The organism is Micromonospora halotolerans, assembly GCF_032108445.1.
In the GTDB taxonomy this organism is placed as follows: Bacteria; Actinomycetota; Actinomycetes; order Mycobacteriales; family Micromonosporaceae; genus Micromonospora; species Micromonospora halotolerans.
In genome coordinates this window covers 4,316,448-4,329,951 of the sequence record NZ_CP134876.1, presented here as the reverse complement: position 1 = coordinate 4,329,951, position 13,504 = coordinate 4,316,448, and the positions used below count along the sequence as shown (strand labels likewise).

At 70.1% G+C, this 13,504-nt stretch carries 11 protein-coding genes and 1 pseudogene; 1 reads left to right on the top strand and 11 read right to left on the bottom strand.

All coding sequences use genetic code 11. The features are described 5' to 3' along the window. Positions 1-256: 256 nt before the first annotated feature. From RMN56_RS20645 to RMN56_RS20595, 11 genes and pseudogenes are all read right to left on the bottom strand, one after another. Positions 257-838: a hypothetical protein gene (locus tag RMN56_RS20645; RefSeq protein ID WP_313719150.1), complete on the bottom strand. Its 582-nt coding sequence runs from the start codon at positions 836-838 to the stop codon at positions 257-259. 11 nt (positions 839-849) lie between these two features. Next, complete coding sequence (locus RMN56_RS20640) at positions 850-2,424, bottom strand: reverse transcriptase domain-containing protein (RefSeq protein ID WP_313719149.1); 1,575 nt, start codon at positions 2,422-2,424, stop codon at positions 850-852. 176 nt (positions 2,425-2,600) lie between these two features. Beyond that, positions 2,601-3,599 carry a hypothetical protein gene (locus RMN56_RS20635; protein ID WP_313719148.1) on the bottom strand — a complete coding sequence of 333 codons (999 nt, stop codon included), beginning with the start codon at positions 3,597-3,599 and terminating at the stop codon, positions 2,601-2,603. A gap of 207 nt (positions 3,600-3,806) precedes the next feature. Beyond that, positions 3,807-4,013 carry a hypothetical protein gene (locus tag RMN56_RS20630; protein ID WP_313719146.1) on the bottom strand — a complete coding sequence of 69 codons (207 nt, stop codon included), beginning with the start codon at positions 4,011-4,013 and terminating at the stop codon, positions 3,807-3,809. A gap of 1,016 nt (positions 4,014-5,029) precedes the next feature. Next, a complete protein-coding gene (locus RMN56_RS20625; RefSeq protein ID WP_313719145.1) occupies positions 5,030-6,169 on the bottom strand; it encodes a hypothetical protein in 1,140 nt (379 codons plus the stop codon). A gap of 181 nt (positions 6,170-6,350) precedes the next feature. Further along, positions 6,351-6,713, bottom strand: coding sequence for a GIY-YIG nuclease family protein (locus tag RMN56_RS20620; RefSeq protein ID WP_313719144.1), 363 nt, complete (start codon positions 6,711-6,713; stop codon positions 6,351-6,353). Then, complete coding sequence (locus tag RMN56_RS20615) at positions 6,710-8,737, bottom strand: hypothetical protein (RefSeq protein ID WP_313719143.1); 2,028 nt, start codon at positions 8,735-8,737, stop codon at positions 6,710-6,712. The genes RMN56_RS20620 and RMN56_RS20615 overlap by 4 nt, the downstream gene beginning before the upstream one ends. A 379-nt stretch (positions 8,738-9,116) precedes the next feature. After that, on the bottom strand, positions 9,117-9,809 hold the full coding sequence (imuA', locus tag RMN56_RS20610) for a DnaE2-dependent mutagenesis accessory factor ImuA' (protein WP_313719142.1): 693 nt from the start codon (positions 9,807-9,809) through the stop codon (positions 9,117-9,119). Positions 9,810-9,960: 151 nt separating this feature from the next. Beyond that, a pseudogene (locus RMN56_RS20605) lies at positions 9,961-10,275 on the bottom strand (ImuA'/RecA-like NTPase); the annotation flags it as partial. 164 nt (positions 10,276-10,439) lie between these two features. Then, the gene (locus tag RMN56_RS20600; protein ID WP_313719141.1) at positions 10,440-10,943 is read right to left on the bottom strand and encodes an SAV_6107 family HEPN domain-containing protein; all 504 of its coding nucleotides are present in this window, start codon (positions 10,941-10,943) and stop codon (positions 10,440-10,442) included. Between the two features lie 488 nt (positions 10,944-11,431). After that, entirely contained in the window at positions 11,432-12,619 is a 1,188-nt protein-coding gene (locus tag RMN56_RS20595) for an FAD-dependent monooxygenase (RefSeq protein ID WP_313719140.1), read from the bottom strand. Positions 12,620-12,695: 76 nt separating this feature from the next. Here RMN56_RS20595 and RMN56_RS20590 point away from each other — a divergent pair, with 76 nt between their 5' ends. Next, positions 12,696-13,415 carry a TetR/AcrR family transcriptional regulator gene (locus RMN56_RS20590; RefSeq protein WP_313719139.1) on the top strand — a complete coding sequence of 240 codons (720 nt, stop codon included), beginning with the start codon at positions 12,696-12,698 and terminating at the stop codon, positions 13,413-13,415. Positions 13,416-13,504 lie beyond the last annotated feature (89 nt).

Below are 13,504 nucleotides of genomic sequence, written 5' to 3'. Positions count from 1 at the left end.
CCAGCTGCCGGTCTCGCCTTACATGCGCTTATCCCCATTGCCGATGCCGTGGATGAAGAGCAGCGACCCGAGCATGACCTCACGGTCTGCGCGCCGGACTTCGGAGCCGGCTAGAAGCCCCCGCGGCGAATCTAGCCTTTCCGTAGCGACACGCACCGGCCTTGCAGAAAGGCTAGCGGCACCGTTTCCTAGGGCCGCCCACGCGTCGTTGATCCGACTCCAGCAGATGCGGCTCAATCGATCGCCCGGCTGGCGCCTAGCCAGATAAGCGTCGGCAAGCCTCCGTCTGCGCTGGTCCGAATGCCGTGGACGGCCTCGAGCACGCGTCCAGCGCAGTGACGAAGACCCGGCAGGTTTCGGCACAGGCAGCGAGGGCCTCGGGAGTAATCACCACCGCTCCGTCGCGCACCTGCACGGCGATGAGGCGCATTTTGCGGGGCTCCCCCTTTTCGATCTGCCTGGCGGTGAAGCGTCCCAGCCCGTGGGCGACAGCGTTGCGAACGGTGAAGCTGGCATCCAACCTTGCCCAACCCTCGACGGCTGCGACGTCAATGTTGTGGTGGCGCTTCAACGACTCCGTGACGTCACTCCAACCGCGCGGCGCCCGCCCCGGTTGTTCATCGGAGAGACGCCGCAGAAGAGTCTCCGTATAGATCTCGACGACGCTGACCAGGCGTAGCCAGCAGGCCGCCCGGTCAGCCGCAGCAGCGTCGCCGACGATTCCGTCTCGGTAACGGCGCAGGGATCGGGCCGGCGGCCGGCCGGTCGTCGTGGCGTTGTGCCTGGCATAGGTCGTTGTCAGCTCTTCTAGGGCGCCCTCGGTGATGTCGAGCATCACGGGTTCCAGGGTCATGACCGGACCAGGAGCGTCTCGTGCAGGCCGCCCTCTTCGCGGACGGCGTCGCAGGTCTCCCGGTTGACGGCTCCGCAGTCGTGCAGTCGCTGCAGGGCCACCAAATACCAGGAGGCTAGAGCCGACGGTTCCTCGTCGAGGCCGCGGGTGATCTCCTGCGCCTCGATTCGGTTCACGGCCGCGAGGGCCAGGGCGGCTTCGGCGCGCACGACGGGCTCGAAACGCTGCGCGCGGTGGCCCTCGACCCAGGTGGAGAGTGGTTCCGAGTCGAGCAAGTCCAGATCACCGATTGCGCGAAGTAGGCAGAGCCGTTGCCAGCTGCTGAGGCTGACGTCCGCAGTGATGGCCTCAACAATGCGGGTCACCGCCGACCGGTCGAGCGCGACCATGGCCCGCAGATAGCGCAGCACGTATGGCGTCGCGGACGCGACGAATGCAACGATGCCTTCCGTCTTCGACAGCACCGAGAGCGCGCGCGGTTCCCCGGGATCGGCCAGTCTGATCAGCGCACGTCGGATGTACCGGATGCCGAAGCGGTCGACATCGCGCAGGTTTGTCTGTCCTTCGGCCTGCACCCCAGCTCTTAGGCCGCGGGGTGTGACGGTCGACTCGAGGAAGCTGAGGGCCCACTCGGGGTCGCTGTCGCGGGCCCCTTCAGTGTAGTCGGCCACAAAGTCAGCTGGGTCGTGCTCGGCCCCGTCCCTCGGCAGATGGGCGTCGACCTGACTAATCACTGTTTCGTGCCAGTAGCTGGTGATTGACGGAGTGCGGGTCTTGGACTCGTTCAGCACAAGGCCGTTGTCGCGAGCGGCCGCCGCCAGATCATCAAGCGCGCGCTTGGCATCCTCGAACGTCTCGACGGCGATCCGGAAGTCATCGTTGAAGCGCCAGGCCGCCCACTGCTTCCGGCGCAGCGCGCGCAGCACCCGGCCCGCGTAGAGATCGGAGAGACGATCCGAAGGCTCGAGCAACTGGGGCAGCCCGTACCGCCGGCCCTGGACCTCGCCAAGGAGGTCGAGCAGACACTCGACGGCGGCATGGTCTCCGGTGCGAACTAGAAGTTCACGGCCGAGGATGTCGTGGTCGATGTAGTCATAGAACGAGGCGAGGTCGGCCTTCACGACGTACTGGATGATCGCATCGGCGGGCCAGGGGGTGGCGAAGGGGGAGCCATCCTCGTTGTCGTCCGGCCGCGTGCCGCGCTCCTCGGCGTAGGTCATCGGCGCGGAGATGAAGTCCCGGTACCGTTCGGGCGAGCGGTCCACCTCGTGTTTCGCCTCGGTCATGAGCAGGTCGGTGAGTGCCCGGTAGGTGACCCGCTCGGCGAATCCCCAGATCGCGACCGGCCGGCTGCCGGTCACCGGCTTGGCGACGGCGATTACCAGGCCGCGGCCGGTCGGCAGCCCGGCCCGGAGCTGGCCGCCGAGCCAGGAGGCGAAGGGAGCTGCGTTGTCCTTCAACTGGTCGGTGCCGGGCGACGACGGGATCAGCGGCTCCGTGGCGTCGGCCTCCCGTCGCGCGGCCCCTTCCAGATCCAGGCGAGAGAGGATGTCTAGAGGGACGGATCGCATAGCCGGTATGAAAGCACGCCGCACTCAGGTGGCCGCAACGGCCATTGAGACCGGCTATGTAGTTTGTGGCGTTCCGTTGGCTACTTTCCCGCGCCCGCTGGTCCCCTCAGCGGACTAGCCGCGTCAGGTACGCGAGGAACCGGCTATCGATGCCTGCGGGCGGCCGCCTGGTGGGCTCAGGGAGCGGCTGGCGGCGGGCTGGGGGCGACCGGGGGCTGTACCCGTGCCAGGCGGGAGGTGATCGCGCCGTGGTTACGGCCGAACTCCTCCATCAACTCGGAGATGCTCGCGCCTTCTGCGGCGCGTCGGGCGAGCCGTTCGTCGTCCTCGGGCTCCCACGGCCTGTGCGAGTTCGAGTGGACTTGGCGCAGGTCTTCCATCGTGTACGCCGGCGTTCGCGGGGGTGCCGGTGGGCGGCTGGTGTTCGGCCCGGGAAACGGGGCCAGGCCCAGGGCGTGCAGCTTGTACCGGATGCTGTTGGCGGTCCGCCCCAGCTCCACGGCGATCGCCTCGGCATCGGCGCCGTCGCGGTGCCGGCTGGCCACGTACGCGGTCTCCTGCTCCGACCAGGATCGGGGACGGCGGGCCGCCGGAACGCGTGTCGACACGCCGGGGTTCGCCACGGCGGCAAGGAACACCCGCGCCACCAGGGACAGATCGTCGCCCGGCAGGTGTCCGGCGAGCTGGGCGATGAGCTGGCCCTCGGTGTCGGCGCCGGTCACCTCGACGGTCGGGCCGACCATGCCCCTGGTGAGGGTCAGCGTGTAGTGCCGCCCGGCGTCGCTGACCTCCCACGACAGCACCAGCGGCGTCGGATCCGGCTCCGCTGGTGTGGCGGGAGCAGCTGGCACCGGATGGTGCACGACCGGTGGCCAGGAGCTGATGGGCAGCCGGTGCACGTCGATGCCGAACAGCAGCTCGTCGACCTCGTCGGTTGCGTAGTGCACCGTACCGTTGTCGAGCCGATACGCGATCTCGCCGGCCACCTGCTCGTCAATGCTAGCCACCGCGACGCGCAACGTCTGCCCGGCGAAGCTGCTGTCGGCACCCGGCTCGGCGGGGCCAGGGCAAAAGGTCAACGTCGCGTACGTCGCCCGGCCCATCCCTCGATAGGTCCTGCCAGGGTTGCCGTGCCAACTGCCGTCCTCGTCTTCAAATGCATAGATCAGCGCCACGAGCGCATCCTACGATCGGCCACCGACCATTTCGACATCGTCGCCTTCGGACCAGTCGTACGGGTTTCCGTAGTCCTAGCGGAAAAACCGACGGATATGGCTGGGGACCACTACGAACGCGGCGAGGTGTCGACGTAGCGCCCTCAGCCGGTCATCCGCATCAGATCACCGAGGTTGCGGTGCAGCGAATCGTCCACAGCCACAGCCTCATCGGGGCAGCGGACCGCCGAAGTCAAGCCCGGACAGCACCATTGCCAACCGGATCGCCCGCCATTCGATCAGCGCCCACTCGTCAGCTTCGCCCTGGCAGTTCGCACCGGCGAACGCCATCAGCTCGACCTCGCCGATGGCGGCCACATCGGCGCCGACCCGGCGGGCGGCGTCCTCCGCCCGGCTGCCTGAACCCGCAGGCATGTCCGGAGAACACGGATGCCCAGCGCGCGATGACGAATAGGGACACCCAGTAAGGTGGCAGCTGTGATCCGAGCCCTGTGGCACGCCCTACGCCTCGGCCACTCGGTCCGGCGCGACGCGATGATCTACCCGGGCGTCCACACCCACGTCTACTTCTGCTCGTGCGGAAAATCGTGGGGTGCTCCACCCGGCTACCGCGACTGTGAGTACCGAGGGCCTCATAGGTTCTGACCCCTGCGGCTTCTGTGGAAACGCGGGCTAGGCCGGCGAAGGGACCCGCTATGGCTTCTGCCTAGAGGACCGGCCCTGACTGCACGTCGAGCGCGGTGAGTGCACGTCGTTGTTGGTCATCTCGACGAGCTGGCATCGGCAGACGCGGATACGCCACACGGTCGGTGCCGGCTCGCTGGTAACGGAACGTCACGATGGCCGCCCGCTCGTTCCTTTGGGTCTCGCTGAGTCCGCTGGCCGGCCGGCTCGCGGTCGGTTGAAGGCTCGGACGTGCCTCCGCCATCTGCACGATGTACCTGGCTGTGCACGTTGTGCACGTTGACCCATACGACGGCGCCCTCAGCAGACTGTGAGAGTTTGATCGAGTCGGACGGCTTCGGCAGTAGCGCCTGGATCGGTTGGCCGAGGCGATGGCGACCGGCGTCGCCGGAGACTGAGCAAACCACGCTAGCCAGCACGAGCTAACGCCAGGCAACAACAGGGCGAACGTTGTACTGGTCCAGAGGAGCAGTTGTGCTCGGACGCAGGTTTGTGGCTCGAGAACGACCTACACGTCGGCGGGCTGAGCACCGCCGAACCGGCCGAGCAGATCGCCGCGACCCTGATCCCCGACCCACCATGACACCGACGTTCAGCTGCGCGAAGCTGCCGGCCTGCACCACATCGCTGACACGTTCGCCCGGCGGAGCTGCTCGCCACCGCCGGCCGCATCCTGCACCCCGCCCACTGATCCACCAGTCCACCGACGCCCGTGCATCAGGTCGGCTGAGGTCGGGACGGCGGCGTCAGTCCCGCCGGCAGCGGTCGTGAAGCTCGTCGAGGACGGCCTTCTCTTGCTCGTTGACCGGCCCGTCCACCTCAGCTACCTGCTGCGCAGCGTCAAGGACGTCACTCAGCTCCCCGGTCGCGGCGGCCACGCGCTCCCACACCTCGGCGGGTTCAACCGCGATGACCTTCTCGAGCTGGTCGTCGACGTGCTGATGCTGCTCCTTCGCCAGCCTCAGCAGGTGCCTCATCAGCAGGTACTCTTCGTCGCTTCTCTTCTGGTCGGCTTCGATGACCAGCCAGGCGACCCACAACATCAACTCCACATGCCGGGTCCGTCTGATCAGCCTCTCGGCCCGCTCCAACACCTTCGCCTTATCCCCGAAGACCAACCGCGCGTGCTCGCCCGCGGCCTTGGTCATGGTGCGGCTCGCCAGCGCAGCGAGAGGGACGACAACACCCGGGATCGCTGTTCTCATGACCCTGCGCTGCAGCAGGTCCTCACCGATGATCGGCAGTTGCTTCGCCGCTTCCAGCCTCTTCCCCGAGTAAACCTTCTTGACGGCCCTGCGCGTCATCTCCGGCGCCACCGTGACCGCGCCCGCAACAGGCAGCTCCCCAGCCTTGATCCCGAACGCCACCCGGACGAACTCTCCCAGCTCTTCCGGGTCGTTCAGGTCAGGCGGCACCCGGTAGAGCACCGCAATGTCCCAGGCCAACCTCAGCTGCACCCGCGAGACGTACGCGAGGTTGCCCAGGGCGGACATACCGCCAGCCGCGAGGGTGGCAGAGCTGGAAGAGCCAGCGCCACCACGTGGGCCCAGCTTGGACACGAAGACACCCGTGTACACACTGCCCGCAACTCCGCCCGCGATCGCGGCCTCCCGGGCCGCCAGCTTGATCCGCTGGTCGACCAAGGCGTTCGCGGGCATGCCGGGATTCCGCCTCAGCAGGTACTCCGCATCGACCTTGGCGGCGTATGTCCTCAGCACATGCATGCACAACTTGGTGAACCAGTCGCCCGACTCGAAGTCGGCCCCGCTCAGCCCCTTGGCGAACTCGCGCAGCTCGGCCATTCGACGTACGACAGCCGCCCGCCAGGAAGCGTCAACACCTCCCTCGCCGCCGTCGTCGGCAACCTCGATCGAAGCTTCGGCCATGGCAGGTCCACCCCCAGCTGATCTACGCCCTGCCAGGTTGCCACGCCTCGGCAACCTGAGCAGCGGAGGACACGCCCTAGTCGGGATGAGGCAAGCCGGGCCAGCGCGGTCAGATCTGCCCATCTGCATCGCCGCGGCGTTGCGCTGGCCCTGGGTAAGGCCAGGGCCAGCGCAACGCAGTTCAGCAATCGACGGCGATGCGAGGCAACGCCTTGTTCCGCTCAGGCCCAACAGCGAGCCCGATGCGTCCTTCGATCCGGCGCACGTCCCTCTCTGAGGTGCCATCGGTGAGCGGAATGATGTACACGCTCGCCCAATCGAGCGTCTTTGTCAGGCTCGCGAGGTGCTGAGAGAAGCGCGTGCGGACGCCGACCGTGGTGGATCCGACGTAGAGGATCCTTCCGGACCAGCCGCACACGAGGTAGACCACGTTGCGTGCGCTGACGCTGATGTGCGGGCTGAAGGGCAACGGCCCAGACGGCCCGTCGGGATGGAGCTTGTCACCGGCATAGGCGGCGAGCGACGCGAGGCGGACAGGGGTCACGACACAACCTTCAGGTCGTCGGCTTCCTCGTCCTCCCACGCCTCGACCGCGCGATCGGGATCGTCGTCGTACTCGGCCTCCCAGTTGTCATCGCGCCGAGCGGCAGCCCGGGCTCCGCGGTTGCGCCGCTCCCAGATCCGGCCCCAGAACTCCAGGTCCGAGGTCGCATCATCCAGGACGTTCTTCCACTCCCTGACGTGGTTACGGTCAACCCCGACCGTCTCGACGTGGTCGGTGCCGTCGAGCGCCTTGACCCCACGGATCGCGGCCATCGCGTCCTCGACAGCCCGCACGGCAGCGCCGAGCTGTGCGGCGGCGTCCCGCAGCGCGTCGTCCGGGGTGTCGGTGCTGGTCGGCCGCTGCGGCGAGCCCGGCTTCGGGAACGTCGAGCGCAGGTAGACGTCGTTAAGGGTCTGGTCCTGGGCACGGTCCTCGGTACGGCGGATGCTGCCGTCTTCATTCACCGCCCGCAGCGTTGAGCGGCCCTCGTGATGGTCGACGATCGCCCGGTGCAGCTGCCGGATGCCGAGCCTCGACGTGAGCATGGTGTCGATGACCTCGCCGGGGCGGCGCCGGTCGTCGGCGTTCGGATTGTCCTTCGTGCCGCGGTCGGCCCACAGTGACAGCGTGGCGATGAGCGGGTAGGCCGAGCGGGCCGCGAGCTCGAGACGCGCCGGCCCTGCGTCACCGGCAGGATCCTGGTCCAGCTCGTCCAAGGCTTCGGCGACGACCACGTCGGCGGTGCGGTGCGTGGGCTTGAAGTACCTGTCGCGTACGGCGACGAATCCATGTTGCATGTAACGGCGGACCCGGTCTGGGCTGGCGCCTTCGCCGGCGACAGCCCGGACGATCAGGGCCACGGCGAGACTGACCCGAACATTCTTCGTGATCCGCTTGCGGGTCGACTGGCGCGTGACGGCGTCGCGGATCGCGTCGCGCACGAGCTGGTCGTCGCTGGTGAACAGTGCGATGATCTCGGCCGCCCGAATGGCCTGGTCGGTGGGCAAGTGAGCGGCGTTCGCCTGGGCGCGGCTGATCGAACCGGCGAACCAGCGGCGCCGCAGGGGCGTGAGGATGCCGCGGTCCTCCATGACAGCCAGGGCCTCATCGGCGAGGGACTCCATCTCGGGGCCGTCGCCCCACGCCTTCGGCGCGTCGACGTGGCGCAGCGCCACGAGCGATTTCACCGCCGACGAGAACCGGTCCGGTCCTCCGCTGAGGGGCTGGTAGCCGACGAGGATGAGCGCCGGCAGCGTTTCACAGCGCAGCGCCTCGGACTGCTTGGTCGTGGGGCCCTGCTCGAAGGCGGTATTCAGCTCCTTGATCTGGCCGCGCATGTAGGTGTCGGAGGCGGCCGTCACGACAGCGTCGATGCTGTTGCCGATCCCGAGGATGTCGTGGGCGGCGGTGGTGCGTGAGGAACCCTCAGCAGTGGTCATAGCCCATAGCGCGGGGCTGCCGTCCTCGGTGTGGTCGTAGCGGGTGGCGACCAGCCACACTTCGGTGAGCACGCCCTGGTTGCGGATGGAGTACCGCCAGTCGTTAGCCTCGATGACGGCACGAGCGGCCAGGCCGGAAGCCCATCGCATGTGCTCGGCCGACTCGACCTCGACCGTGAGATGCGGGGTCGTGCCCTCGCTGGTCGGGTCACCGACCGGCGCGAAGCGGGACTCCTCATCGGTGCCGGGCTCGACGGCGATTGGGTGGCGACGGGCGGTTCCGATCCGCGGGTTGCGGATGTCGGGCAGGGTACGGCGCGCCCAGACCTTCGCCCGTACGGCGAGGAGCGTCCCGCCGGTGATGGCAAGCTGGGTGGGGGTCTCGATTGAGCGACGCAGCTCGGCGGGATCGACAACTGCATCAGCGATGCAGCTCGCGGCCTCCTCGTCGAGGTTGAAGGTCTCGATCAACTTGTCGGCTGCCTTGCGGCGCGCAGCGATCGGCGCGAGTTCCGGGAGCTTGCTCACGGGGCGGGGCGGGACGTGGTCGTGGACGGCGACCGACTCGTCCATGGTCGTGGTCATCTCGATGCCTCCTGGCATGTCTCGGGCACGCCGAAAGAGGTCGAGACGATGAGGCTGCTAATTGTCTCGTCCGCTCCCGGAGTGCCACACGTGGTGTGGGATCCGTGCCCGGGAGGTCGGACGACCGAGGCCGTCGAGCGCATCCCCTCCAACTTGTCGGAGCAAGCCCCGATGTGGTCTTCGGCGGCAACGCGGTACTAGACAGGATCTGCGGCGTGAGGAAGCGAGCCTCCACGTTGCCTTCCGGGGGAGCAAGCCCCGCGGCGATCCTGCTTCGCTCCACGCGTCGCAGGCATCGGCGATCGTAGCACTCGTCCATGGATTGGTCACTCCTGAAACGCCACCGAGGCGGTCCACTCCGGGTAGTGGGCTCTTTAGGTCAAGCCGTCCGAGCTCCAATGCCAACCTGGGTCGTTGCTGTTACCGCCGGCCCCGCCAGGTCCGACACGGTTTGAACCGCCTGAGCCGTGCCGTCATCGGCTGGCATCCACATGTCGAGCCTGACATGGGGACGATGCGAAGCCACCACCGTGACCCGGCACCGCCGGATACGGCCCCTGCCCTGACCGAGCCCCACCCACTCCCGCCGGACGACGGACAACCGCACGTCACTGCCTTCCCAGGCAGATCCCATCGTGAGCACCACGCAGCCGGCCTGACGGGCCTTCGCGATCAATCGGCGCGCCATTTGTCCGGACACCCGCTCGGGTGGACGGACGAGTACAGCTGCCATGCCGGCGGACAAGGCGGAGACCACTGTCGGCCATTCCGGGCCAGGATGCGGGACCAGGCCCAACGCGTCCAGCTGGACGCCGTACCCCTCGGCTGCGGCATAGCCGAACTCGGGGGCACCCACCACTCCGCACCAACCCCCTGCCCGGGATATTCCAGCCAGCAGCACCATCGCCAGCGAGTAGCGCGCCGCATCGCCCTCGATCGCTATCACCGTGCCGCGACGCAGCTTCTGGCCGAGCAACCTCTCCATCGGAGCTACCAGCGGCAGTCGATCACCTACAGCGGCCCGTGGATCCGTCTGTCCAACCATCGCCCGCAGCCGCGCGAGGTCAGCCATGCCTTTCGACCTCCCTTTCGCCGAGAGTCCTCAACCATGAGGCGCGGCGCCAGGGGTCCAGCGAACCCGACCTGCCATGACGTGTTGATCCGTTAGTCTGGCGCCGGTTCCAACCCTCTGCCGCGCGGGAATTTGCGAACCCGCCCGCTTCGAGCCGATCCAGGGCGATGCCGGCCTCGGCCGCCGCGCCCGCCCCGAAGGTGGGCACGCCGACCACGGCGCACCACGAGCCGGCCCGGGACGCCTCGGCGAGCAGGGCGAGGATCAGGGAGGTGGCGCCGCTGCGCCGGGGCTGGCCGGCGCCGACCGCGATGGTGCTGCCGCGCCGCAGCCCGCGGTTGGGCAGCAGCCCGGTCAGCTCGGGCCGGACGGGGAGCACCCGGTGGCCACCCGCCGGGTCGGGCGCGCTGGCCGGGCGTACCAACTCGGCCAGGGCGGCGGAACCGACCACCATGCGGCCCGCCATCGGACCTACCCCCCGTCGTGTGTTCACCACGGGCACCGGCCCGTGGATGGTGCTTGGATCGTGCGGTGCGGGACGCGCGTGCGGCCCGGCGCGGCGTGCTCGCCGTCGCCGGGAGCGGCGCCCGGCCACCCGGGGTCCCGCCGGTGGTGGCCGGGCGCCGCGACTCAGGCGGCGGCTGCTCCGGGTCGCGGCAGGGCGTCAGGCACGCCGAGCCGGAGTGGCCGGTGCGGTTCGTCGAGCGCCGGTTGGTGTGCCAGGCCGAGCGCGGTCTCCACCACGGTCACGAACTCATCGGCGGCGCGGAGCAGGTCGTCGGCCTCCCGGGCGGTGACCACGCGGGGGATGCCGGCCTCGGCGGCGGCCCGCTTGCTGGCGCCGGCGGCGAAGTAGGCGGCCCACTCGTCCAACTCGGGGGCGACGGCGGCGAGCAGCACCCAGACGCTGGTGATCCGGTTGCGCCGGGTCGGTGCGGGGCGGGCGCGGGCGGCCAGCAGGGCGGCGGCGGCGCGCAGCGCGGCGAGGTGGGCGGCGGCGTACCGGAGGCCGTCGGGGCGGGTCCGGGCGGCCTCGGCCAGTCCGTGGCGGGCCACCACGAGCAGTTGGGCGGGGGTGCGGTGCGGCAGCACGTGCGCGGGCACCGTGGGCGCCTGGGCCGGACTGGTCGACATGGTCTCTCCTCCGCGTGGGCCGGGGCGGGGCGGCCGCGCGACGGGAACCGTCGCCCGGGACGCCCGGAACGGGCGGTGCGGAGGAAGACGCACCAGGTGGGGGCCGGCCGGGTGTGGATGCTTCCCCACACCACACCCGGCCGGCGTACCGGCGGGTCCGTCGCCCGCCGCCCGGGGGTCGTGGGCGGCGGGCGACGATCCTGCCTTGACGGGTCCGGACTCGCGACTGTCCGGAGCCCGGTGCGGTCCGCGGAACCGCACCTCCCGGGAGCCGGAGCCGCGAAACACCGCTCCCGGACGTTGGAACGAGCGTACGACTGAATCGAACACTCGTTCTAACTGCTCTGACAGTACACCTCCCCTCCGACGAAAACGCAACGTGTGGCGCGCCGGGAGACGACCGGATTCTCCGGGCGCGCACAGCACCGGCAGAGGAGCGCCGAACTCCGGTCCCAGGGCGCGAGGCGGCCCTCGTCCACACCGGCGGCTCAGACCCGCGCCGCGTAGTCGGGCAGGTCGGCCTCGGTGGCCAGCGAGTCGGTGCTGCGGACCAGCAGCGACCGGACCGGGCGGGTGGCCAGCAGCCGGTCGCGCAGCCACAGCCCCCAGCCGCTGGCCGGCGCGAGGAAGTGGCCGGGGCTGGCACCGCGCTGCCAGCGGCCGGCGTAGCCCCGCATCCGCCGCTCGTACGCCGGCAGCGCCACCCGGTGGTCGCCGCCGGCCAGGGCCAGCTCACCGGCGAGCACGTACGCCCCGACGAGCCCGGTGCCCACCCCCATCCCGCCGAGGGTCACCCCCCAGGCCGCGTCGCCGAGCAGCACCGCCCGGCCGGTGTGCCAGCGGGGCACGCTGACCCGGGCGATCGCGTCGAAGTAGAGCTCGGGCGCGGCGCGCAGACCGGCGAGCAGCCGGGGCACGTGCCAGCCCAGCCCGGCGAAGGCGTCGGTGATCAACGCCTTCTGCCGGTCGAGGTCGAGCCGGTCGTGGTCCTGCCGGGGCGAGGCGAACACGACGAGGGCGCCAGCCCGGCCCGGGGCGCGCTGGTCGGCGGCCACGCTGGCCATCCGGCCGGGCACGTTGTACTGCCGGGGGACGACGTCGAAGCCGTCGTCGGGCACGTCCCAGCCGGCCAGGTGGTAGCCGAGGTGGCGGACGTACGCCGATTCCGGCCCGAACGCCAGCCGCCGCACGCCGGAGTGCAGCCCGTCCGCCCCGATCACCAGGTCGACGGTGCGGGAGGCGCCCCGGGCCAGGTCGACCCGCACCCCGTCGGCGGTCTCGGTGAGCGCGGTGATCCGGTCGCCGAACACGTACCCGACCCGGTCGGCGCTGTGCTCGTGGAGGATCCGGGACAGGTCCCGGCGGAGGACCTCCAGCTCGCCGCCGGCGAACTCGGCCGGCAGCCGGAAGATCTCCCGGTCGTGCTCGTCCACCCGGCTCATGGCGCCGGCGTGGGTCTGCACCGCGCGCAACTCGTCGAGCACGCCCATGGCGGCGAGCACGCCGAGGTGGGTGGGTCCGCGGAAGTCGACCGCGAAGCCGCTGGTCCGCAGCGCGGGAGCGGCCTCGACGACGGTGACCTCGGCCCCGTGCCGGGTCAGCCACCAGGCCACCGCCGGGCCGGCGACCCCGGCGCCGGAGACGAGCACACGGAAACCGCGAAGTGGAGTGGACATGTCATTCCCCGTCCTAAAACTGTGTCCCTTGGATACAGAGTACTCTAGACACAGTTTCGGACCGAGGACAAGAGGGGTGATCGTGGAGACCGCCGACCAGGGCCGGCTGCGGGAACTGCTGTGGGGGACCCCGACCGGTCCCCGGCGCGGGCCGCGCCCCACCCTCACGCTGGCCGCGATCGCCCGCGCCGGCATCACCATCGCCGACGCCGACGGGCTCGACGGGCTGACCATGCAGCGGGTCGCCGAGTCGCTGGACGTCACCAAGATGGCGCTCTACCGGTACGTGCCCGGCCGCGCCGAACTGGTGGCGCTCATGCTGGAGACGGCCGTCGGCGAGCCGCCCCCGCCCCCGGCCGGGGCCGACTGGCGCGGCCAGCTCGACGACTGGACCCGGCAGCTCTTCGACCGGTTCCGCCGGCACCCGTGGGCCCAGGCGGCGACCGCCGGCGCCCGACTGCCCGGCCCGAACGAGCTGGCCTGGCTGGAACGGGTGGTCGCCGCCCTCGCCGGCACCGGGCTGACCGGCGCCGAGCAGCTCGACGTCGCGGTGCTGCTGGTCGGGCACGCCCGCAACCTGGCCCAGCACGCGGCGCCGGACGACGCGCCCGGCGCGGGCCGGGAGGCCGCCTTCGGCGCCCTGATCCGCGGCCGGGAGGAGCGGTTCCCGGCGCTGGACGCCGCCCTGCGCGACACCGACCCGCAGGCCACCGACGCGGCCCTCGACTTCGGCCTGGCCCGGATCCTCGACGGCATCGAGGCGCTCATCACCGCCCGCTCACCCCGTCGATCATGATTTGTTGTCGCGACACGCCGACGGCCGCTGCACCAACGTCATGATCGACGCGTCCGGGGTGGGACCGGGCGCGGCGGGGAGGGCGCGGT